Raw genomic sequence first — 24514 nt, 5'->3', positions numbered from 1 at the left:
TAAAGTTAATAGCACAGAAGGGAATATAAAATCTGGAAAGGGTTACTTCTTAATGATTAGTTTGTGTCGTTGAATACCTGCTTCCCCTTCAAGCGCGAGAATATAGAGTCCGGAAGAAAACGCTAATTCAATTTCTGAGTGGTCAGCGGTCAACAGACCTGTTTGTACAACCTGGCCCCAGCTATTGAGCAAGGTATACGGTGTTGGTTTTAAAATTCCTTTAGCCGAAACTGAATGTTCAGCAGGATTGGGATACAAGTGAAAAGCAGGCTGCCTGGGTTCGGTTCCTGTAATCACATAGGCAAACGGAGGAGAGGTTTTTGAGCACGATGATTTCGTTACCCGCACCTGGTAGTTACCGCTGATCAAAGGAGTGTAGGTAGACTGTGTAGCCCCGGCTATTTCTTCACCGTTCAGCAGCCATTGAATATCTGCAGTAACGCTTGACACCAAGTGATCCTGTTCAACCGAAATTTCAGGTAGTGGTAGTTCAACGGTGGCCAGGAGTTGAAAGCGCTTATGACCAAAGGTGTTGGGGTCATCGGTAATTTGAAAGGAGTAGCGCTGATTGGATGTTACCCGTACGTTCACGCCCAGGTAGTTGTCCTGCAAGACAAATTCCCGTTCGCTTTCCAAGGCTGAGCCGGAGAATTCAAGTGTATACGTGCCGGGTTTGGTATGTTGCACGGAGAGTGTTACCCCTGCAGTACACGTATCGGGCATATTTTTTATGGCTACCAACACTGAATCGGGCGTAAGCGTAGCGAAATTGTAGTAACTGTTTTGTTGTTTCACGCCATCCCGATGCGGATCAAACCTCAAACCTGAGCGGTTGTTAAATTTCAAAAACGTCCGGTCTACTAGTCCATTGTGGTTCAATGAAATGGTAAGACTTGAATTTGAGTCTTGTTTTGTTCTGTAAAAAATAGCTTCGTCTGTGGCTTTTGCATTTTCCTGAATAGTGAGTGATGCACCTGCACTTGTTGCTTTTACCCAAAATGCCTGCCCCTGCGCAATTAAACCTTCAAATTCTAAATCTCCATCTTCTCCATCCCATTGCAGGAATCGTCCGTTGCCTTGCTCATTGTCTCGAACATAAACCGTTGGATTTATACCATTACCTATCCAGCCTGTTCCACCCCATTGAATGGGGGCCGCATACGGATTGCCCAACAGGCTCCAGCCCGCGTTGGGCAGTGCAGAACCTGCGTTCAGCTGAAACGGAAAATCACCGGTATGCACTTCACCGGCTACGGTAATTGTAGTGGGGTCATCTGCCTTTCGAACGAATACCGCATAGCCTCTTCCCATCGAAAATTCCGCAGCACTTGTTGTGGTTGGATAGGGGAGCCAGCCGCCCGGCTCTGTATAATAAAAGAGCGAAGGATTGGTAGTCAGCCCTGGCCCGGTTGACCGGCCATCAAAATTTCCCGTTACCAGTACACGCTTCTGAAGGTCACCTACGGTTGCACCCTGAACCGGAAAACCCAGGTAGCGGTACATCCTTCCAGGGCGAACATAACGTTGAAACCGAACGTCACCCGTGATATCTCCCGTGCCCTCAACGCGTTCAATGCGGGCAGTCTGATCAGCAGTGGAAACCAACGTAAGAAATCCATTCGCGTTTAATGTTCCGTTCAGCATCTTCACCGATTCCGCCACGAACAGGGAATCCTGAAGGATGAGCGCACCTGCTCCTGTGAGGTTAGCGGTTACGGCCGACACATGATCAACCAACGGCTTGGTGTACAGGTAGGAGTTGGAGGATGACGATGAGGTAACGGACAGATTACTGTTATCAAAAGCGATGCGGCCGGTTTGGTTTTGAGGGTTGATGGTACCCGACCCGATAATGGTTAAATGATTTTTACCCAAACCTAATTCACTTCCCGCGTGTACGATTAATCCGCCACCGGTTGTTGATCCCAGTTCCAGTGTTTTCGGTAAGGTGCCTTGCGTGATACTCACCACCGAATTTCCTAAAATAGTGAGTTGATTAAAAACCGCTTTGGTACCCGTTAGGTTAATAGTATGAGGCGTGCCTCCTAATAATGTGAGCCCAAATTTTTGAGTGGGATTAAATTCAGTTGTTGTTTGTAATATAAGATTCCCACCCAGTTGAATGTTGCTGGTGTTATTGGCAACTCCGTTTACCATGGCATTAGCCGTCAGTGTTAGATTACCCAAAATAGTAGTAGTGCCACTGCTTAAGGTTTTGGTTCCGCTTTGAACCACTACGTTACCATAGGTATGCGCGGGTATGGCAGTAGCATTGGCTCCAAAACGAATAGTAGAGGTAGGAGAAACTGATCCGAATGCCACTGGCTGACTTGTATTTACATTCACAATGCCATTGCCCTCCACATTAATGACTCCGGTAAACGTATTGTCAACCGTCATCTCCCCACCGTTACGTACCCACAACGCTGACTCGTTACCGCCAATGCTTAACGGTCCGCCTTGAGTGGCTACTTTGTTTACATTAAATACCTGAAAATTGCCGGTAAAAGAGAAGTCCCAATTATTTGTTCCACTGCCATCGGGCGGATTGGGTCCCCAGGAAGATAACAGATTTAAATTTTGCCCAGGCTTTGGGTAGTATTGTTGTAGCGTTTGGGTGATAACGGAAAATTTTACACATTTTGATACACCATCTGTTCCATTACCAAAGCTACTTGAATTGGGTGTTGCACAGACTACATGTTCGCCTGGTAAAATTTTCCAACCGAGTGGAGCGTAACCAGCCGGGTACACATATTTATCGCTACTCCATCCATCCACTTGCCTTGTTAATTGGTTGCTGTTGACCCTAAATTTTAAAGTTCCACCACCGGTTTCCGTAGTAGCCAGAACGTTAAGATCAATGGTGCCTGGGTAGTTTTTATAAACGACTTGCTCATTAACCAAGGGGCCAATGACGGTGCCTGAAGCAGCATTGGTCAGGGTAAAGCTGGTAACGCTGTTGTGTGATCCACGATCAGTTAACAATTCAACTGTAATATCATCACTACTGGTGGCCCCCAGGTTGTCAGTAACGGTTAGCCTGAATTGAAAAGTACCTGCCTGCAGGTTAGTGATTTTAAGTATGCGGGTATCCGTTTGCTCCAAAGTAAGGGTAGGAGCAGGAGGATTCTGTAGTTGTATCCACTGAATGGATGTAATGGAACCATCAGCATCAAAAAAATCGGAGTTCAGGTAAAGCGTACCATCACTCACCAGAAATTTTTTATCAACCCCAACATTAACGTATGGTGGAACGTTGGCCGTTGAATTTTTGGTGAATTGCAGCAGCCAATCGTAAATTGGATAACCTGATGACAAATTATAGATAGGATTCCAAGTGGCATTGTGTTCGATGGCATCCAACAAAGTAACATGAGGCCTGATGCTTCCTGGATTGGCACATGCGTTAATTGCCGCAGCCATTGTGGTCGCGTGAGTGTAGTTTAATTGTATATCCTCTGTTCCGTGAAAAATCCACATAGGGATGTTTACCAGTGAGCAGGCTTCTTCAATAATATCATTGGTACGTCCGCAAATGGGTACCATGCCCGCTATCTTGTGTGGATAAGCCGCAGCGTATATCATGCAGCCCTGGCCACCCAGGCTTAACCCCATGATATAGATTTTATCCGTATTAATGGTGCGAATGGTCTTAACATATTCAATCACCTTATCAATGTAATCTGCTGTCCAATCCTGGTCTAAAATATTGGGTATAGAAAAATCGCGTTTCAGTTGGGGCGACACCACGATAAATGGCCTTGAAGCGTCCCATCGCCCTTGCGCAATCAGGTAGGCAGGCGTTGCATCGGTAGCCTGTGTTGTTAGCAGATTAATATTGTCTCCAATCTGCCCTAGTCCATGTAAGTTGATAAGCAATGGGGCAGGTTCGTTTGGGTTATTTCCCGGAGGGGTGTAAATCCAAAACTTGATACGGTCCTCAAGTATAGGATCTTGAGTATCTGTGCTTATCTGGCATGATGGACATGGCGCTTGCGCAGATGCCACACCGGGGCCAATCGCCAGTAAGGTGAGTAAAAATAATATTCGATATGGTTTACCAATCTTAAACACTTCCTTCGTGGGGTTAAGGAATCCTGACTCGTCATTGCGAGGGAGCTTGCCTGCGGTAGGCAAGGGGCGACCGAAGCAATCTCATTCTTCAATGAGAACTGAGATTGCTTCGCGCCCTTACTCATCCTAACCCTTCCGCTCCCCGACAATTGTCGGGACAGGCGCAATGACGGTAAACGTTTTTCGCTACATCAGTTTCTATAACAAGCTAAAAATACCAAAACAAGTCTTTCTAACCCACACCCTTCTCCTGCAGGAGATGGGAAGGGGGTGAGGTTATCAAATAACGTGAGCCGGTTTACCAACCGGCTCACGTAACACGCAAATCATTTTTCTGTTACTCAAAATGGAGTATCAGTTTGCGCTGAAGCACAGCGCTGCCTTGCCGTATCGATATAATGTACAGCCCCGGGGCTGTGTCCTGCGATACGTTTAATTTATGAACACCGTTTACGTGCGTCCCTTTTAGGGAAGCATCAAACACGCTACGCCCGGTAAGGTCAACAATCGCGATGTTGGCATCCAGTGTTGATGTAGTTTCTATTTTCACATACAGTTTATCGTGGGTTGCCGGGTTAGGATACACGTAAACGTTGAAGCCATCATGCACCGGGTTTTCCGTGTCGGTTACCAGGTACTCGAACGATTCGGAAACTTTTGAGCAACCGCCTTTTGAAACCAATACCGTATACGAGCCGGGCTCAACGGGTTTAATACCCCGGTCGTAGGCATCCAAGGGTTCGTTGTCTTTGTACCACTGCATAAAGGTTCCAGCAGGTATTTCGTTTACAATCTCCAGTACATCGCCATTGAACTCAACCACCGGCATCGGTACTTGGTTGATTTCTACATAGGTAGAGGCTTTATTCCCTTCGCAGCCGTTGATTACGGCAGCCACCTGGAAAAGTGTGGTGCTGGCAATTGGCCCCGATACCCAGGTTGCATTGGTTTGGTTGGGTATTAACTGACCATCCTTATACCAGCGCAGGCTGTTTTCAGGGTTGGTCTCTGCCTTTAAGGTAACCTGTGCGCCATCGCAAAGCGTGTAGTACGGCCGGTCAACCGATACGAGAGGCATAGGCGTGTACGTAAAGGCAAGCGGTGTGGCCGACAGCAGTTCGTTGCTGCAGCCGCTAAACCCGGTGCGGATAACCAGGTTGTTTGTGCCGGGTTGCAAGGCACTTACCGGAACAGCAAGGGAAATGGTTCCGTTGGCGTTTGATTGCAATTCCGATAACGGTGTTTCATCATTCAGGTAAGATGCATAGTAGAATACACCTTGCTGTATATTGGTAAGCTGAATAGTGGCCGAAGTTCCGCCACACACATTTTCAACAGTAGCCACTGCATTTTTCTGAAGCGCAGGGCGGCTGAGTGTGAGCGTAAACCTGCCGGCACCATAACTGGCTGTGCTGGAGGTAACCGCAAAGTTATAATGATCACCGCCCGTAAGTGTTTGTGTGGTGTTGGTGAAATGATCGGTAAGCGTAACTGCGCCAACACCCACCAGGTTTTCGATGTTCTCGAACGAGAGGGTGTAGTTACCCGGTGTTACATCATCGACACTTAATGCAACTGTCTTTTCGCAGAAACTGTTTGAGATATTGTTGAAGATGAGTTTCACATTTTCTGAGGATAGCGTACTAAGGTTCAGGATCTGATTCTTCATTTTCATACCGTCTATGCCGGGCTCATACGTGTCCTCATATTCGTTGCCAACAATGATGTATGCTTCATCTTCCAACGAGCCATTCGACAAAACAATGGTAATACTGTTGACCGTTGCTTCCTCTTCCCGGAAGAAGGTAGAAGTGTTGGTGCGCTTGGCTTTCTCGTGTATGGTAAGGGATGGATTGGCTGTTACAGCTTGTACCCAAAAGGCCTGACCAGGAGCTATGATACCTCCGGTTAGGGTTCCAAGTCCGTTGTTGGCATTATAGGTTCTGAAAACCAACGTTCCGCTTGTATTATCGGGTACGTGTACTATGGGTGATAGACCGCTCTTTATCCAGTCACTCGTCAGGTTGTTCCACATAATAGCTGATGCATACGGATTACCCACCAGGTTCCAGCCTGTGTCACCTCCACTACCGGGGGTAAGTGTATAGGGTACACTGCCCTGGTATGGATTACCCGTCATGGTGAGGGTAAGCGGGCTGTTGCCGTTGTAATTGAAAATAGAATAGCCGCGGCCCCGTTCAAAGGTTACCGAGTTATTACTGCCGGTATGCGGATAGTTAATATAGCCACCATTGTTCTCTACATAGTAAAACATTGAAGGGTTAGGCGAATTCGGACTGCTGCCGGTAAAAGGCCCTGTAATGGGCATACCACTCTGTTGCCACATGGCCACCGTCATGTTGGCCACGGCCGATGACATGTACCGGTATTTTCTCGCTATGCTCACCCAGCGCTCAACCTTTGCGGCACCGGTAATGCTTCCGTTGCCTTCAAGCTCCTGCAGGTAGGCCGTTTTGGTTTGCGTGGAAACCAGCGTGATGTTGCCGCCAGAATTTACCTCACCGGCTTTTATTTTTAACCCATCGGTTATCCGCAGCGGTGATTGTATCACCAGGTCTCCGGTGCTGCTAAAGGTGGTGGTAACCATGCCGGCTGTGTTCAGCACATTATCCACATACAAATTGGAATTTTGTGCGCTGCTGCTGTTCAGGGTTAGATTACTTCCGTTAAGGGCCAGCCTGCCGGTTTGCCCGGCAGCATTTATAGTAGCAGCATTCTTCATTACCAGGTGGTTGTTGCCCAGGTTAAGCGTGCTGCCGTTGGCCAGCGCAAGCCCGCCACCATTGGGTGAGCCAATGTTAATAGTTGCGGAACTACCACCGTTCACCACGCTTGCTGTAGTACCGGCAGCGGTTGAAATCCTGTATAAATCCAGTGTACCATTAACACTTAGGGTTTGTGTACCGGCCTTTGCCAGGGTTAAATCCAGTGCATTGTCGGTGGCCACGGTGGCCGGGGTGCCGGCCAGTGTAATATTTTCATGTACCGTAACGCGCGAAGCATTGGACGGTGCGCCCTTTAACGCAATGCCCGAAGTAGCGGTGAGGTTACCCATAATGGTAATGTCACCGGCTTCAAAATTTTTGTTGCCTGTGCCGGTAAGGTTTACGTTACCATAGGTAGCCGCAGGAATAATGTTATAGGCATTGAAGTTAACCGTACTTGTAGGCGATACACTCAAAAACTCAGGCGCGGTGGTGGCATGATTAAGGTTAACAATACCGTTACCCTGTACTTCCAGTTTGGCCGAGATCGTATTATCAATATCGAATGTAGTACCATTAGGCACAACTATCTTCGACACACTTCCACCAATAGTTAGCGGGCCGCCAAGACCGGTGCTTGGGCGGGTAACCATATAAATCTGCCCATTGTTGGCAAGCGATGCCGGGGAAGAGCCATTCCCATCGGGAGTATTGGACCACGTGTTAGTTAAGTTAAGCGCACCGGTTGCTTTTGTATAATACATTATACCACTGTTGGTAGTAACCGGCAAAGCAACTGATGCAGCCGATTTGTTACCCGAAGCATCAAAAGCTTTTACGGTAAAGTTATACAATGTGCCAGGCTCAAGGCCGGTGGCCATGTAGCTGGAAACTGTTGTCGAATCAACAATAGTGTTATTGATCAAAATTTCATATCCTGCAACGCCAACATTATCAGTTGAGGCTGTCCAGCTAAAGGCAACATTCGAAAATGTTTTACTTGAGAGCGTTAGTCCAGTGGGCACTGTTGGTGCAATAAGGTCTTCAGTAGTTGAAGCATTCACCGTTGAGCTAAAGGCTGATATGGCACCATCAGATGGATTAATTGTTCTTAACTTGTAGAAATATGTTCTACCGGGCAGCACCGTATTATCGGTATAGGAAAGCCCTGTGGCACGAGCCACGATTGCAAACGTTCCATCAACAGCCAGTGAGCGGTAAACTTCAAATTCATGGGCAGGTGCTCCTCCATATTGCCAGGTTAATCCTACACTGGTCATTCCGGTTCCAGAGACAGCGAATGCCGATGGAGCAGCAAGCGGGTCCGGTGGTATGAATTCGCCAGTCTTCAGCATGGAGGTGGGAATCGTAATCCAAGCCCCATAACTAGATCCTGATTTTATACGATATTGAACTGTTAAGGATTGATCGCCTGTAAATTCATTGAACAATACCACAATACGGTGAAAAGCAGAATCCAGTGTGACATCCTCGCTTGTTGCTGTTACTGCGCCATGTAACCCATCGTTATTCACAATACGATATTGTGTAAACTCAGCCTGATTGGCTGGGTTTCGATTGAATCCTTTAAGAAATAACATACTTCCATCATCGGAAGTTGTATTGAACTGCACTATAACATTTCCGGTACCTGGCTTTGTGATGTACCCATCAAACTTTATCTTATAAAACTCCTGCTGGGTAGCAATACCAAGGGTACCGTTAGGATGCGGAGGATCAGTATTCGGGTTAACGTTAAAGTTGGCAATCTTCCCGGTAAATTCCGCGGTATTCCAGTTAATGGGAGGGAGGTCGTTGAATCCACTTGGACCTGAAATAAAAGGATCTAAACTCTGCCATGCTCCGGTTGAATGCTCATAATAAAGTCCATCTACATAGGTTGTACCTGTGATTAGATTACTTGGTGGAGATAGAATGCCTGCAAAATCCTCGGTCTGAACAGTAATTTGATAGGCATTATTAGCAGTAAGGCCTGTTATGGTAAAAGTTGTTGTTGCCGTGGTGGTGAATGCTGTACCTGAAGGACTTCCGGTATAATTTATCTTATAGCGTCTCACCCCGATATTATCGGTGCCGGCATCCCATTCTAATCGAATAGTGGTAAGGTTATTAAAGGTAACCCTAACGTTTTGCGGAGGCGTTGGGGGCACGGCATCCCCTAACGTAGTAACAACTACGTTCTCATTAATATCATTGTTTCCAGGAAAATATATTGATCGTGCGGTGCTGCTAACAGCGCGAATTTTATAGTAATAGGTAGTGTTTGCAACGAGGTTGTTGTCAAGGTATGAAACAGCATCTTCCGCAGTTCGTGTAACGAACGTATAAACAGTCTCACCTGTTCTCCTCCGCCATATTTCAAAACCTGATTCATTAGGTGAGTTATCGGTCCAGCTTAAAAATATGCTGGAGGCGCTTTGAGCCGTTCCGGAAAAATTACTGGGTAAGGTAATTGTTGTAGGGGTATTAAAGGTGACTGCAACAGGATCGGAACTCAAGCTTTGGCATCCACTAATCTCTGCAGTTTTTAACGTATAAATGCCGGGTTGATCGGACTTACGTTGGATCATTGATAACGTATCAAGTCTGTCATTGAAAATATCATTAAAGGTTCTGTCTGGTGTAAACTGAACACCATTATTGGACCATAAATATTTTTCATTCTTTTGGCTGGATTTTAACACCACCCTGTCATCATTACTTATTACCGTTGGGAAAACGGTTGATCCTAACGCTTGAATACTAGGTTTAGGCGGGGCAACTTCAGTAACTATTACAGGATCAGACCAACGGTTCCAATCGCTTTCACCAGGGTTTGCAACCCGGCTAAAGCGTGCCCGGTAGGTGCCGGGCAAAGTTGCTGAATAAGTTGATGATGTAGCCCCAGGAATGATTTGGCCATCTCTTTCCCACTGATAAGCCAAAAACCCTTGGGCCAGATGGAGTACTGTAGCGGCACCGGAGGTGCCGCATACTTCAGGCTTACCAAAATTGACATGGATATTGGCCTTGTTTTTCCTCATCATCCAACTAAAAAAGTCTGGTTCTGCGTAGGCGTTGTTCCACACCCCATGGCCAAGTGTTGGGTACAGTTTATACCGAACATCCATGCCAGCATTTCTGAAATTTTGAATCAGTGCTTCGGTGTGAACTGGTCTTGGATTAGTATCTGTACCGCCTTGGAAAACCCACAGCGGAACAGTATTGATAAATGGATATATTGGATAGTTGTTTTCCGGGTTGTTTACTGCAGACATGGGAAGCGCTGCAGCAAACAACCACGGTGCGGTACGGACTAACCGGTAAGTGCCTGAACCACCATCCGAAAGGCCATGGACATAGATTTTGTTTGGATCAATATTATATTTTTGCATTAACAACCTAATGATTCGAACAACATTGTTCGCACCGCCTTGTTCCCACCCGTTTAAGTTCTGCGGATAAAGCACAAAACCCGGGAAGGCTCTGGCAGGCATATTTGGATCACTAGGCAACATATTACTGGTTATCCCGGGATGTAACACAGCCGATTGATGAACCGAACCACCGTGGGTCATACTGTGGTCATTGTTTAAAAGCCGAAGCGCGCCAAGTGATTCTACATTTCCTGTAGCGTTACCGTTGAATGGTATGTTAACCCTAAAGCTGGTAGTAGTCAAAACTTCTGCTACTGTTCGGCTACCATTGTAAGAGGCAACTGTGGAATTACTGATAAGAATTTGATTACCGTACCCGCTACTAGAAAAACCGTGAGTTGCGTTTGTAGTAACGATAATTTGTGAGCCACCGCCTGTGCTAGTCACTCCGGTAATTGAGTATTTGGTGTTATTCACCGGGGGGTTATTGTTAGTGTTTGGATCGTAAAATGTACTGCCCCAATAGCAGTTCGATCCCCAGCAGTTTGCGCGTTCACCAAAGCCATGAGCCATTACAATCAGCGGATAGCCACCAGCTACATTAGGGTTAGCGTTGTAGTTTTTCGGGAACAACAACCTGTAATTCATTACGTAGAGATCTTGCCCCCAATTGTTTAACCTTCTAAGATTTCCCTCCTTATAGTTTATTGAGCCAAAACCAGCCATTGCATAATATGAGGTTGAAGGTAGACCATTGACCAGGCGATGGCTAAAAGTTTGATTCTCTTTCAGATAAAACCTGTTATTAAATATTCCCGAACTACTCTCATCATTAACCAAACGGATATCAACATTAATGAAAGTGCCAGATGTTCCAGGCCCGGCTCCTCTTGTTCCATCATTTTTATAATGAAAATAAGTCCAGGTGGTGTCAATTTGCGAATAAGAGAGGTTGCAAAGCGAGGTAAAAACGGCAATAAAAATGGCGATTTTAGCCAGTGGTTTCATAGACGGGGGCAATTGATTAAAGCTACCTACTAATATCCAACAAAGGTCGTAAAAGTGACAACCCAAGGCGTAATATTTAACATTAAATTTTCATAAAAAACAGGGGGTTTTAAACTCAAAACGGGGCATTTCTGCCCAAAAGGCAATACAGTCAGCCGGTTATGGCTTAAAACCCTATGTACCATTTAAAAGTGAAACCAAACACATGGGATTTGGTTCGCAAAAAGTGGGATTATTTGGGGCTGTGTAAACCTCACCCTTCCTATCGGTAGGCACCTGCAGGAACGGGGAAGTTTACCTGCCGGATAGGCAGGGGGTGAGGTTTAGTTGAAAAAATCTACTGAAGTTGCTGTATTTAGTCTTTCATTGGATGTTTTGCATAACTTCGTTTGACAGCGCAAGGCTCAGAAAATGAGATACTTTAAAATACGTCATGATACAGCGGATTTATATTGATACATCAGTTATCGGTGGACTATTTGATATCGAATTTTCGAACGACACTAAACCATTTTTTGACAGAGTGGAGAAGGGTGAATTAAGAATTGTTTATTCAGAGATTACGATTGATGAACTTGCCAACGCTCCTGACAGGGTAAAAAATTACCTCCAGGAACTGAATTCAACGCAAAAAGAATTTGTTGAGATTTCTCAAGAAGCAGTTAATCTTGCTGATACGTATATTCGGGAAAAAGTTGTTGGCAAAACAAGTCGGGCTGATTGTATTCACATTGCCTTAGCGACCCTTTACAAGGTTGATATTTTGGTTAGCTGGAACTTTAAACACATTGTAAACATTAGTAAAATCAGAGGGTATAATTCAGTAAATTTGAGGCTGGGACATCAGACTTTAGAAATCCGCACCCCAAAAGAAATTTAGTATGGCAACAAAGACAGTAAAGATTGAAAAGGGTTTTGATGCTGTTGCCTTCATGAGGAAGCAACGGGACAAAATAAGTAAGGATATAGCCAATATGGATTTTGAAGAAATAAAGAAATACTTCTCAAAAAAACGGACCACCAAGCGGCCAGCAACAAGTAAAACTTTTTGATTTTTTAATTACACCTTTGCCTGCAGAGTTTTCTTGCCCCGTCAGGGTTGAGGGTGTCGAAACCCAATACACACTTTAAACGAATGTCATCTCAGCAACCCTCCATAAGCGTTTTTATGCTGGCCTATAATCACGGGCCGTATATTGCCCAGGCTATACAAAGTATTCTGGATCAAAAAACCGATTTGGATTACGAGTTGGTGATTGGCGAAGATTGTTCAACCGACAATACCCGTGCAGTCATTACCAGTTTCAAAGAACGCTATCCGGAAAAAATAAGGGTAATTGAAAATACCACCAATGTGGGCATGCACGAGAATTTCCTGCGCACACTTTTTAGTTGTACCGGAAAGTACTTATGTATCTGCGAAGGAGATGATTACTGGGAGCATCCGGATAAATTAAACATCCAATATCAATTCCTGGAGTCACACCCCGATTACGTTTTAGTGTGTGGCAATCATAAAAAATATATCCACAACGAAAAGCGGTTTGAGCGGGGCGATTCAGTTTCCGTAAAGGATCATGACATCAGTTTTGAAAAGCTTACGCGGTTCAATTGCATCACCACGGCAACCATTATGTTCCGTAATGTTTTGAAGCGTTCTGATTTTGCCGATGACTTTTACTCCATCATCAGTTGCGACTGGTACATGCACATGAAGCTGCTTAACCATGGTAAAATCAGGTACTTAAATTATGTTTTTGCCGTGTACCGAATTAATGACGGCAGCATTAACGGGCGCACTAACCGGCTGGCCATCGCGAAAAAGGAAATGGATTTTTTGCAGTTGGTAAAAACCGGAAGCTTGCTTGCGTTGGATAACAACAAGAAGGAACAACTCGAAACCTCCATCATCTTTAAGCATTATGACCTGGCCAGTGCCCATGCCTTGAACAGAAGCCGGAAAGAGGCGATCGGCTTATGCCTGCATGCTTTTAAAAACAGACCCTTCAGTAAGGAAGGTTTCGTTAGCCTGGTTAAAACTTCAATCCAGATTATCAGCCCCGGCTTGTTTCAGGCCCTTCGAAGGGTTAAACGCAAAGCGGTAAACGCGGGGTAGTGCATGGCTAGAAGCCATCTCAAAATATTTTCGTCATTGCGAGGAATCAGGAAGGGAAGAGCGTAAGTATGACGAAGCAATCCCACACTAAATAGTTAGAACTAAACGTAAAGTTTGGGATTGCTTCACTCCATCCCACACCCCACCTGTCCGTTCGCAATGACGTAGTCTATAAAATAAACCATACTTTCTGAAGTGATATGGCCCTTGAAACGGATACTCGAATTAGATAATATCAAAACCATAATTTTGAGGTGGATAGTTGATATGCTGCATTTGTTTTTGGATACTATAATACTTACCTTTGACGTAAGTAACGCGTAACAGGACTATGATTGTATCCTTTGGCTCCAAAGAAACAAAGAAAATTTGGGACGGTGAGCGAGTTAGGGGATTGGCTATAGAAGTGCAGGAAACGGCAAGGCGAAAATTGAGAATGCTGAACAACGCACAAACTATAGCAGACTTGAAAATTCCACCATCGAATAGGTTGGAGAGACTAAAGGGTAATCTTAAAGACTTTTATTCGATAAGAATTAATGACCAGTGGAGAATTATATTTCAATGGGATAAAGGTATCGCTTCAGACGTAGAGATATTGGATTATCATTAAAACTGATAAGCATGAAAAAATTAAAAAACATTCACCCAGGAGAAATCCTTCAGGAGGAATTCTTAATCCCACTAGGACTTAGTGCCTATAAATTATCGAAGGACATAGGAATACCTCAGACAAGGGTGTCTGAAATCATAAAGGGGAACAGAAGAATAACGGCTGACACGGCACTTCGACTATCAAAGTATTTTGGTAATTCAGCAAAGTTCTGGCTAGGGCTTCAAGACGACTTTGATATTGAGGAAGAGGAACAGATTAAGTCAAAAGAATTTGATTCCATTGAGCACTACCAAGTCAATACAGCATAATCAAAATTTTCTCATGTTAAGGCTCATCTAATTCCAACAGCAACACAACCCATGCGTAAGCATTACTATAATTTTCGATGATCCGTACAGATACTCATTTGAAAGTCATGACCTTCAGGTATCTTTGCGGACTTTCAGTCTATAATTTTAGCTCACTATGATCCCTGTGACCAAACCTTTTCTTCCGCCACAACACGAGTACGAAAAATACCTGGATGGCATTTGGCAGCGCAACTGGCTAACGAATAATGGCCCGCTGGTAAATGAGTTGGAACTGAAACTGAAAGAATACCTGAAGGTTAATCATTTGCTTTTTCTTACCAACGGAACCATTGCCATTCAAATAGCCATAAAGGCATTAGACCTGAACGGAGAGATAATCACTACGCCTTTTTCGTATGTGGCTACTACCAGCAGTATTGTTTGGGAAGGCTGCAAACCCGTGTTTGTTGACATTGACAAGAATACACTCAACATCGATCCCAAAAAAGTTGAAGCGGCTATAACGGCCAATACCTCGGCCATTCTGGCTACACATGTGTACGGAAATCCGTGCGACATTGATGCGCTACACGCTATTGCAGAAAGGCATAACTTAAAAGTGATTTATGATGCAGCACATGCGTTTGGTACCCTTTACAAGGGAAAGTCGGTTTTCGAATTCGGGGATGTAAGCACTGCGAGCTTTCATGCCACTAAACTTTTTCACACCATAGAAGGAGGGGGGGTTGTTACCAACTCAGCAGCACTGCTCAAGCGAATGGCTTATATGCGCAACTTCGGCCACGATGGTCCTGAAAAATTTGCCGAGGTGGGCATCAATGGAAAGAATTCTGAATATCATGCGGCCATGGGGTTGGTTAATCTTTCGCATATTGAGGCTATTCGCCAGGCACGCAAAGTGCAAAGTGAATATTACGATAAGGCGCTGAAAAACCTGAAGTGTCAAAAGCCGGCCATTGCAAAAGAAGCTACGTTCAATTACGCCTATTATGCCGTGGTATTGCCGACAGAAGAAATTACCATTCGGATGGTTGAGGAGTTAAATAGGAATTTGATTTACCCGCGCAGGTACTTTTATCCTTCACTGGATGAATTACCGTATTTAGAAAGGGCAGAATTGCCCATAACCCGTTCCGTTAGCAACCGGGTGTTGTGCTTGCCGTTGTATCATACACTCACAAATGAAGAAATTGACTTTGTGGCGCGGATAATGTTAAGGGTTCAAAATAACTGATCGTGTTAGTAGCCGGAGCCAGCCGCCACGCAAAGGAAGTACTTGATATACTGTATCGGCAGAATCAAACAGATGATCTGCGATTCTTTGATGATATCCATGTAAACGGCCCTAATTTTTTTTATGAACGTTTTCCGATCATTCATAGCGTGAAGGATGTTCAGGAAATTTTCAAAGCAGATAACCGGTTTATTTTAGGATTGGGCGGCACGAATGCAAGGGCAGTAGTGGCAAAAAAATTACTAACAGCCGGAGGAAGCCTTCATACTGTCATTGCTGAGTCGGCACGAGTGGGTCATTTCCAGGTAACAATTGAGTCAGGTGTTAACATTATGGAGTTTGTGTTGATCAGCAGCAGTGTTGTTATTGGTGAGGGAAGTCTGATCAATGCATTGGCAGCCATCCATCATGATGTGACAGTAGGTTCCTATTGTGAAATTTCTCCCCGGGCTACCTTACTGGGTGGATCGTCCGTTGGTGATTTCAGCAGCGTTGGAAGTGGGGCTGTTATCCTGCCGAATATTAAAGTAGGAGCGAATGTGATTATTGGTGCAGGAAGTGTGATTACGCGCGACATACCGGATAACGTAGTGGTGGTGGGCGTTCCGGGCAAGGTTATCAGGGAAAATTCTAATCGTGCTTCTTAAGGTTATTCCATTACCTGGCGACTTAATTTAGGATAATTATTATCTGGAAGATTGTTATGAAAAATTCGAAGAATGTACTGTTGTTCTTTATCTCTATTCTTATCCTGTTCTGGAATCCATTGTCATTCCACCTCTACTACTCCAGTCATGAGGTATTTGAATCAAAAGTTTTGAACTTTCTTTTTTGGTTAATACCAATTGGTGGAATGCTTGCCATACTCTATGTAAGGCGACAAAAAAGTTTATCGCAAAAAACAGAAAGCCTGATTTTTAATGGCGCATACATTGGTATAATCCTTGGTTTTCTGATCCTTATTAATTTTTTAATTGGAGTATTTACAGCACCTGAAAAGGAAAGCGCTGCCGGCCGCGTGATAAAAAGCGATGGTTTGATTTTTAAACCCAAATCAGTTGCTGTTTATAAAACTGTGGAGTTTGATTATACGGCAACAATCAATAGCCTGGGGCTGCGCAACAAAGAGGTTGAAATTGAGAAAGCAGAGGGCATCTATAGAATTTTGTGTTTTGGCGACAGTTGGACGTTTGGGTGGGGGGTTAACATTGAATTTAGCTGGCCCATGCAAATGGAGAATTACCTGAAGGAAAACGGATACACCCATGTTGAAGTTATTAATTGCGGGCAGGGAGGTCAGTTTACCACTACCTACAAACAATTCATGGCGGACGCTGTACCCCTGCTGAAGCCCGATTTGGTTTTGGTGGGTGTTCTTCAGTTGGATGACCTGGCGCAGCTATTTGAAAATAAATTACTGGCTGAACCAAAAGGAGATGTGAACAATCCCAAATACCTGATCCGCTCCTTCCTGATGGCTTCGTTTGGAAATTATCTAAAGCTAATGAGCCGGGATGATTCAAGTGCAATTAATATTCAAGCTGTATGGGAGGCCGACAATAAGGGCCTGATTAAAGACTTTAAGGGCCTTCGAAAACTTCGTTTTACCACGTTAACCGACACCATTCAAACATTATTCAAAACCGGAAACTTAAATCCCGGCTTGTTAAACAACTATATAGATTTTCCTGACCGTGTAACCATTTTCAACAACCCTAATCACCCGGCTACGCTGGACGCCATGCAAAAAATGAGTGATGACGTTCAGGAAATGAAAGGGATATGTGAAGCAAACAACGCAGCATTGATATTCATTAACCTTCCCATGAATTACTTTACAGGTCATAAGGTTGAGCGAATGCCTTCGGATGTTTTGAACGAATATTTCAAGGAAAATAATCGTATTGATTCTATTTATTCTTCTATCGCGTTTGCCCATCAACTTCCTTATGTTGAGCTTACTGAGCATTTTAAAAAGCTTAAAGAAAAGAATGCCTACTTCTTTAAATACGATGGGCATCCCAATGAGCGAGGCTACCATGAAATTGCCACAGAAACAGGGAGGTATTTAGTTGAAAATCATTATCTCAAAAAATAGAAGGTGAGTGTCCGCTTCAGCTCCTAAATTCAAATCCCCATGGTTCGTGTCCTCACGAACCGCGTCATTATTCACACGTTTGGTCTGTGGGACACAGACCGAGGAGATTTTAGTTCTATTTAGGACTTAAAACGGATACTCAGGAAATAGAATCCATGCTTAAAAATAACCTACATTGGTAAATTGATTTTAAGACTGCTTCTGATCAGATTAGTTTATTTTTCACTTAACCAGTAGAATCCAAGTATCCCTGAAATAGAACCTGCTCTTGGCACGGTATTGATCACGTACGGTACGGGCTTCTTCCAAGGTTTGGAAGTTGCCTACGTGTACATAGCTAAAGTTTCTTAGAGCGGAGTAAGTCACTATAGCGGGGAACCCATTGGCTTTTAGATCATTTGCGTATTTGTTGGCATTGGTACTGTATTTAAAGGCACCAACAATTACATAATAGCCCGGGGGCAAATCTGATTTCTCCTCCACAACTTTTTCAACAGCTTTAGGTTCTTCCGGCTTTACTTCTGGTGTTGCTGTGGGTTGTTCGACTTTAGCTTCCTGTTTAGGTTGCTCTTCGGTCACTGGTCGGTCAACGGGTTTTTCTTCCGGTTCTGTATTTTCAGTTGCTTTTTCCTGTTTGGCAGGTTCTTCTGCCGGTTGAGTAGTTTTGGTTGTGGGTGACGGGCGGCTTACCTGCTTCTTGCCCAGGCGCAAGCGAACATGCAGTTCGTGTGAACCAGTTCCAAAACCATCTACAACATTTGGGGCAAATTCGTAAGCATACCCCACATTGATTTTCTCTTTTATAAAAAAACCTAAGAAAGCAGCGGGGCCGTAATCCTGTCGGTAAGAGCCACCAGCCCATAGTAGGTTATCTATTTTAAGAACACCCAATACTTCAAATTGACTTTCTTTTATTTCGTTTGTCCGGTACAAAAAGTAAGGTTCGAATGCAAAGCGGTCACTGATTTTGAAATTATAACTAATGGAAGAAAAGGTATTTTTGAGGGCATCAAATTCAGGGGTATTGAAATTATCTTCCGAAATAACTTTAGTGGCAAATAAACTGGGTAATGCGAACCCAATTTTTAGGTTATTGAATTGGTAGTGGATACCAAATTGCCCGATAAGGTTTGAGGTGTTCGAGTTGGTCAAGGAAGGGTCAGTAGGGTCGTCAACTTTACTAATATCCACCCGGCTCATCGAATACCCCATGGATAACCCAAACCCGATTTTATGGTTTGTATCTGTACTCTTGCCCAGGTAGGCCTGATAGGCAAAGGAGGCAGAGCCAGCATTGGTTTGAAGTACTCCTGCCTGATCGTTGTAAACATTGACAGCCCACCCCATTTTATAATTAACCGGAACCTGCAGGTTTGCTGTTATCGTTGATGGAGAACCATCAAACTGTGCCCATTGCTTGCGAAAATTCAGGTTTAATTCGGTATAACCGTTAGGGGCTATAAAGGACGGGTTTAACAGGTAGGGGCTTAGAAAATAATGATTGTAAATCAGGTTCTGTTGGGCTACCACCGGGCTCAACAAAACCTGAAGAAGAATAAGTGCGAGGAGGGGTCTTAAAAAATTCATTTAGAATTATCGGATTAGCGTTACGGATCCATTTATCGGCTTTTTATCCGGACACCGAATTACGTAAAAATAAACTCCCTGCGGAAGCAACGAACCGTTAAAGGTTCCATTCCATTCGGTCGTATATCCTTTTGACGAATATACTTTTTGACCCTGGCGGTTAAAAACCTCTACAAAACAGTCGTCAATCAAATCGGCATTATTGATAGACCAGGTCTCTGTTTTGATATCACCTTTTCCATCAGGCGAAAAAGTATTGTTGGGTTTCACAATAGGGTCTTCCTCCCGTACGTGCAGGTTAACTATATCACTTGCAGAAAGTCCCTCACCATCCGTAACGGATACCATAAATTGGTACATTCCGGGCACCAGATTGGTTAGTTGCAGGAAGGTAGTATCATTGGGATTAATCGTTACCAAATTTCCGGCAGTCTGCGTCCATAAATAGGAAGAGATAATGCCATCAGGGTCAGAAGCCTGGGCGGTTATTTTTATTGAGTTTACCGGAAGCTGGATCATGCGATCTCCTCCGGCATCTACAACAGGGGGCAGATTTGACACAGGCGCAGGGAAAACCTGAACAGTCGCATTATCTGTATTGGTTAACCCATCATTATCCGTTGCTAATAATTGAAATACATAAATGCCTTCAACCAAATTGCTCAACGATAGTGTAGTAGTTGTATTTCCACTCATGGTTACAGCCGGCCCTGATAGTTTTGTCCAAAGTACTGAAGCTATTGTTCCGTCATCCGTGGCTGAGCCATTTAATACGGCAGTGTTTATTGGAAGAACAATGTTTTTATTTCCACCGGCACTAACGGCAGGAGGCAAATTAGTAGTAGCCGGCAATACGGTTACTGTAACCTGGCTGGAACCCGTAGCACCAAGATTATCGGTAACGGTTAGCCTGAATTGGTAAGTGCCTTCAACCATATTCGTTACTGATAATGAAGGTGTGCTTTGATTGGCCAATGTGCACGAGGGTCCGCTTAACTTAACCCAATCGTATGAAGCAATTGTGCCATCCGGATCGTTTCCGCTACCATTAAGGGTAATGCTGTTTGTTGGTAGTTTTATAGTTTGATTTGTGCCTGCATTGGCAAAGGGAGCCTGATTGGCCGTTGCTGCATTAACGGTTACCAGAGCATCAGCCGATCCAATAGCGGATAGGTTGTCGGTAGCGGTAAACCTGAACCGATACACGCCTTCAACAAGGTTATTAACCGTGAGCAATGTGGTATTTGCATTAACCAATACTGCACCCGCTGGGCCACTGACCTGGGTCCACAAACGAGTAACAATGGTACCATCCGGATCGCTGGCACTACCTGAAAGTTGAATGGTATTGGTGGGTAAAAAGATTGTTCTGTCAGGCCCAGCACTAACAACAGGAGCTTGATTTACGGTTGCCGGATTCACCGTCAGGGTCATGTCACTGGTGGCAGAAGCCCCATTATTATCAGTTACCTGTAAGCGGAATACATAAATGCCCTCTACCAGGTTAGATACTGAAAGGGTTGGGTTGGTCAACGTACCTGTTGTAACCGTTGGTCCAGAAACTTTGGCCCATAAGTACGCGGCTATGAAACCATCCGCATCACTTCCTGATCCATTGATATTTGCACTGTTTGTTGGCAGTGTGATAATCAAGTTCGGGCCTGCATTTGCCACTGGGGGTTGATTTACTGATGCGGCATTTACAGTAACGATTACATCATCGCTGTTGGTGGCATCTTTGTCATCCGTTACGGTCAATCTGAAAACGTAAACTCCTTCTACCATATCTGCTACTGAGAGGGTTGCGGTAGTGGTATTTGAGAGCGTTGCTGCCGGCCCGCTTTGTTTTGTCCACAGGTAAGACACGACAATACCATCGGCATCGCTACCTGAGCCAAAAAGCGTGATGCTGTTAACAGGTAATGTAAGTACCTGATCGGGGCCAGCAAAGGCCTGAGGGGGTTGATTAACTGCAGCGGGTAATACAGTAACTGTTGTCTGGGCAAATGCGGTTAGTCCTTCATTGTCAGTCACAGTCAATCTGAAGGTATAGAGACCCTCAACAAGATTACTTACTGATGCAATAGGGAAATTTCCATTTGTAATAGTAGCTGCTGGTCCACTCATTTTTGTCCATAAATAAGAGGCAATGGTACCATCCGGATCAGATGCCGTGCCTGTAAGGTTAGTTGTGTTTACCGGCAATGTAAGGGTTTGATTTGTTCCTGCATTCACCACCGGAGGTTGATTGATAGCTGCGGGGTTAACCGTTAGTGTAACATTACTAGAACCTGTTGCCCCATCATTATCCGTTACCGTTAACCGGAAAATGTAAATTCCATCAGCAGGTACTTGAACCGTTAACGTGGCTGTGTTGGCGTTTGAAAGGGTAGCGGCCGCACCACTGATTTGCACCCAGGCATAACTTACGATTGTCCCATCCGGGTCAACTCCGGACCCCGTAAAGTTAGTAGAGTTTGTAGGTAAGGTAATCGATTTGTTTGGGCCTGCATTTGCAATAGGAGATTGGTTTGTGGCGGATTGCACGACCACGTTCACTTCATCAAACGCGGTAGCTCCATCATTGTCGGTAACGGTTATTCTGAATGTATAAGTTCCTATAATAAGGCTACTGGCTGTTAGAGTAGCTGTTGTGGCTCCGCTTAAAGTTGGGCTGGCAGGACCAGAAACATAGGTCCATAGGAATGAGGCTACGGTACCATCAGGATCGGAAGCAACTGCAGTTAGGTTAGTTGTTGTTGTTGGCAAAGTAATAACCTGGTCTGCGGGTGCAGTAACCACTGGGGGTTGGTTGGCCGCAAATACGAAAACACTCACATCATCGCTGGCGGTGGCTCCCTGATTATCGGTTACGGTTATTCGAAATACATAAGTGCCTAGCTGCAGGTCATTTAAAGTAAAAGTCGCTGTATTGTTTCCGGTGCCTGAGAACGATGGGCCGCTGATCTTTTGCCATTGATAAGAAGCAATGGATCCATCGGGGTCGCTTGCGGTGGCTTGTAAAACAGTACTATTAGCCGGCAAAGTAAGACTGACATCCGAACCGGCATTAACAATTGGAGATTGGTTAATGGCTGCCGGTAATACCGTTAATGTCATTTGAGCTTGACCTGTCGCTCCCTGGTTATCGGTAACCGTTAACCTGAAGACATAACTTCCTTCCACAAGTCCGGAAGCTGTTAAGTTTGCGGTATTTTGATTCGTTAGGGAAGCAGCAGGACCGCTTTGTTTTGTCCAGCTATAGGCTGTAATGGTACCATCGGAATCTGTTCCAGATCCATTGATTATAATTGAGTTAGTCGGTAGGGTAATCGATCGATCGGGGCCTGCATTGGCTACCGGTGGTACATTTACGGGTGCTGCATTTACCGTTACCGTTACATTTGCAAAACCAGTTGCCCCATTGTTATCGGTTACGGTAAGTCTGAAGGTATAAACTCCCTGAATTAAATTGCTTACCGTTACTGTGGTTGAGGTAGCATTTGTTAAAGTTGCTGTATTGGGGCCACTGACCTGTGTCCATGAATAGGCAGTTATCCAACCATCCGGATCTGACCCAGACCCTACAATGTTTGTAGAGTTGGTAGGTAGTGTTAAGGTAATGTTGGAGCCAGGATTAGCAGTGGGCGATTGATTTGTCCCAATCACCGTAACGGTAGCTTCTTCAAATGCTGTTGCGCCACTATTATCAGTAACCGTAAGCCGTACTACATACACACCCGCTACCAGACCTGACATTGTTAAGTTCTGCGTTGTAGTGTTGGTGAGTGAGGCTGCGGGCCCACTTATTTTTGTCCACAAATACGCGGCAATCCAGCCGTCTGTATCACTTCCCCAGCCATTTAAAGTAACTGTGCTGGTAGGGAGATTTACGGTTTTGTTACCACCGGTATGTGCAGTAGGAAGTTGATTGACGGCTGCAGGATTAACCGTAACCGTTACATCTGCAGAACCAGTAGCACCCAGATTGTCCGTAACAGTAAGCCTGAAAACATAAACTCCCTGAACAAGATTACTCAAGCTTAGTGTAGTTGTAGTGTTGCCCGTCATGGTGGCGGCAGGGCCACTTACCTTTGTCCATAAATAAGAGGCAATTGAGCCATCAGGGTCTGATCCACTTCCTACCAGGTTAAGGGAGTTTGTTGGTAGTGTAATAGTCTTGTTGGTTCCTGCATTGGCTATCGGATTTTGATTGCCACTAAAAACTGAAATTTTAACATCATCGAATCCAGTTTGCGAAGCACTATTGGTAGCGGTAAGCCTAAACGTATAAACCCCTTCTACTAAATTTGACAAGGATAGGTTGGGGGTATTTGCGTTGGTCATTGTGGCAGAAGGCCCGCTAACTTTAGTCCATAAATATGATGTGATGCTTCCGGTGGTAGTTGAAGCGGCTCCATTAACTGTTGTTGAGTTCGTTGGCAGTGAGAGGTTTTTATCGGGTCCTGCATTGACAGAAACACCTTGCTTTACCTTGCTCATCATCCATTCATAAACATTTGGCGTGTGTAACGAATTGTCGGTTCGGTATGCATAGTTCCACGCATCATGCCAAACGCCAGGATAGATCGTGTAGATTGGTGTTGGAATAATCGCTGGGGTACAGGCGTTAATCGCATTGATCATATTGGTAGTTCTGGATATTGGAACCACCGAGTCTGCGTCTCCATGAAATGCCCAAATGGGTATGCTGTTTGTACGGTAGGTACAGGCCCACGATAGCGTGTTGTAACCTCCACAAATGGGGGCTAAAGCAGCAACTTTTTGGGGAAAGTTAAAGGTGTATTCCCATGCACCGCCACCACCTAAACTTAAACCTGTAATGTAAATCCTGGACGGGTCTACACGTAAATAAGTTCTTACGTGTTCAACAACTTCATCCATATACCATACTGGCCAAAACCCAAAGCTGGCTTTTAGTTGAGGGGATATCAAAATAAAGGGGAACTTATAGCCCTCAACTACATAGCGTGGGGGTCCATTATAGGCAACCATGGGTAGGTCTGTGGTTCCATTTCCCCTTTCTCCCATGCCATGAAAGAAAATTACAATTGGGTAATTATTGGAGTTCGAGTTGTAGTCGGGGGGAAGGTACTCATAATATCCTATCTGGCTGGTGGGTGTTATTTTTGCTGTTTGGTTTTGGGCCAGGAGTGAAGTTGCCGTGAATAGCGCAACTAGTATGGACGCTACTCCATAAGTAAAGCATAATCTGTAGGACATGGTTAAACAGGTTAAAGTTTACGGTGCATAGCAAACTTCTATAAACCAAAAGTAAATCAACACTAAATCTACAATTTTTGCTTTAGGTAAGCAAAATTGACCCGGGTTTATAAATTTAAT

Annotated in this window: 12 protein-coding genes; 8 read left to right on the top strand and 4 right to left on the bottom strand. The window is 44.6% G+C overall.

Annotated features, from left to right (window positions below):
• Positions 1 to 42: 42 nt before the first annotated feature.
• On the bottom strand, positions 43 to 4077 hold the full coding sequence (locus KIT51_13220; protein ID UYN85822.1) for an alpha/beta fold hydrolase: 4035 nt from the start codon (positions 4075 to 4077) through the stop codon (positions 43 to 45).
• A gap of 337 nt (positions 4078 to 4414) precedes the next feature.
• Positions 4415 to 11188, bottom strand: a complete 6774-nt coding sequence (locus KIT51_13215; protein ID UYN85821.1) for a fibronectin type III domain-containing protein — start codon at positions 11186 to 11188, stop codon at positions 4415 to 4417.
• Positions 11189 to 11621: 433 nt separating this feature from the next.
• Between KIT51_13215 and KIT51_13210 the strand changes: the two genes are divergently transcribed.
• From KIT51_13210 to KIT51_13175, 8 genes are all read left to right on the top strand, one after another.
• Positions 11622 to 12068, top strand: a complete 447-nt coding sequence (locus KIT51_13210; protein UYN85820.1) for a type II toxin-antitoxin system VapC family toxin — start codon at positions 11622 to 11624, stop codon at positions 12066 to 12068.
• A 1-nt stretch (position 12069) separates the two neighbouring features.
• On the top strand, positions 12070 to 12240 hold the full coding sequence (locus KIT51_13205; protein ID UYN85819.1) for a hypothetical protein: 171 nt from the start codon (positions 12070 to 12072) through the stop codon (positions 12238 to 12240).
• An 83-nt stretch (positions 12241 to 12323) separates the two neighbouring features.
• On the top strand, positions 12324 to 13304 hold the full coding sequence (locus tag KIT51_13200) for a glycosyltransferase (protein ID UYN85818.1): 981 nt from the start codon (positions 12324 to 12326) through the stop codon (positions 13302 to 13304).
• A gap of 331 nt (positions 13305 to 13635) precedes the next feature.
• A complete protein-coding gene (locus KIT51_13195; protein UYN85817.1) occupies positions 13636 to 13917 on the top strand; it encodes a type II toxin-antitoxin system RelE/ParE family toxin in 282 nt (93 codons plus the stop codon).
• An 11-nt stretch (positions 13918 to 13928) separates the two neighbouring features.
• The gene (locus KIT51_13190; GenBank protein UYN85816.1) at positions 13929 to 14228 is read left to right on the top strand and encodes a HigA family addiction module antidote protein; all 300 of its coding nucleotides are present in this window, start codon (positions 13929 to 13931) and stop codon (positions 14226 to 14228) included.
• 157 nt (positions 14229 to 14385) lie between these two features.
• On the top strand, positions 14386 to 15465 hold the full coding sequence (locus KIT51_13185) for a DegT/DnrJ/EryC1/StrS family aminotransferase (protein UYN85815.1): 1080 nt from the start codon (positions 14386 to 14388) through the stop codon (positions 15463 to 15465).
• 2 nt (positions 15466 to 15467) lie between these two features.
• Complete coding sequence (locus KIT51_13180; protein ID UYN85814.1) at positions 15468 to 16112, top strand: acetyltransferase; 645 nt, start codon at positions 15468 to 15470, stop codon at positions 16110 to 16112.
• A gap of 56 nt (positions 16113 to 16168) precedes the next feature.
• A complete protein-coding gene (locus KIT51_13175; GenBank protein ID UYN85813.1) occupies positions 16169 to 17563 on the top strand; it encodes an SGNH/GDSL hydrolase family protein in 1395 nt (464 codons plus the stop codon).
• A gap of 222 nt (positions 17564 to 17785) precedes the next feature.
• Here KIT51_13175 and KIT51_13170 read toward each other — a convergent pair whose 3' ends face one another.
• Positions 17786 to 19150 (bottom strand): PorP/SprF family type IX secretion system membrane protein, encoded by a 1365-nt coding sequence (locus tag KIT51_13170; protein UYN85812.1) that lies wholly within the window; start codon positions 19148 to 19150, stop codon positions 17786 to 17788.
• Between the two features lie 6 nt (positions 19151 to 19156).
• The gene (locus KIT51_13165; GenBank protein ID UYN85811.1) at positions 19157 to 24394 is read right to left on the bottom strand and encodes a tandem-95 repeat protein; all 5238 of its coding nucleotides are present in this window, start codon (positions 24392 to 24394) and stop codon (positions 19157 to 19159) included.
• Positions 24395 to 24514 lie beyond the last annotated feature (120 nt).

The sequence above is a fragment of the Cyclobacteriaceae bacterium genome (assembly GCA_025808415.1).
Taxonomy (GTDB): domain Bacteria; phylum Bacteroidota; class Bacteroidia; order Cytophagales; family Cyclobacteriaceae; genus UBA2336.
The sequence above is the reverse complement of the archived record's forward strand: the minus strand, read 5'-3'. Positions and strand labels throughout refer to the sequence as shown.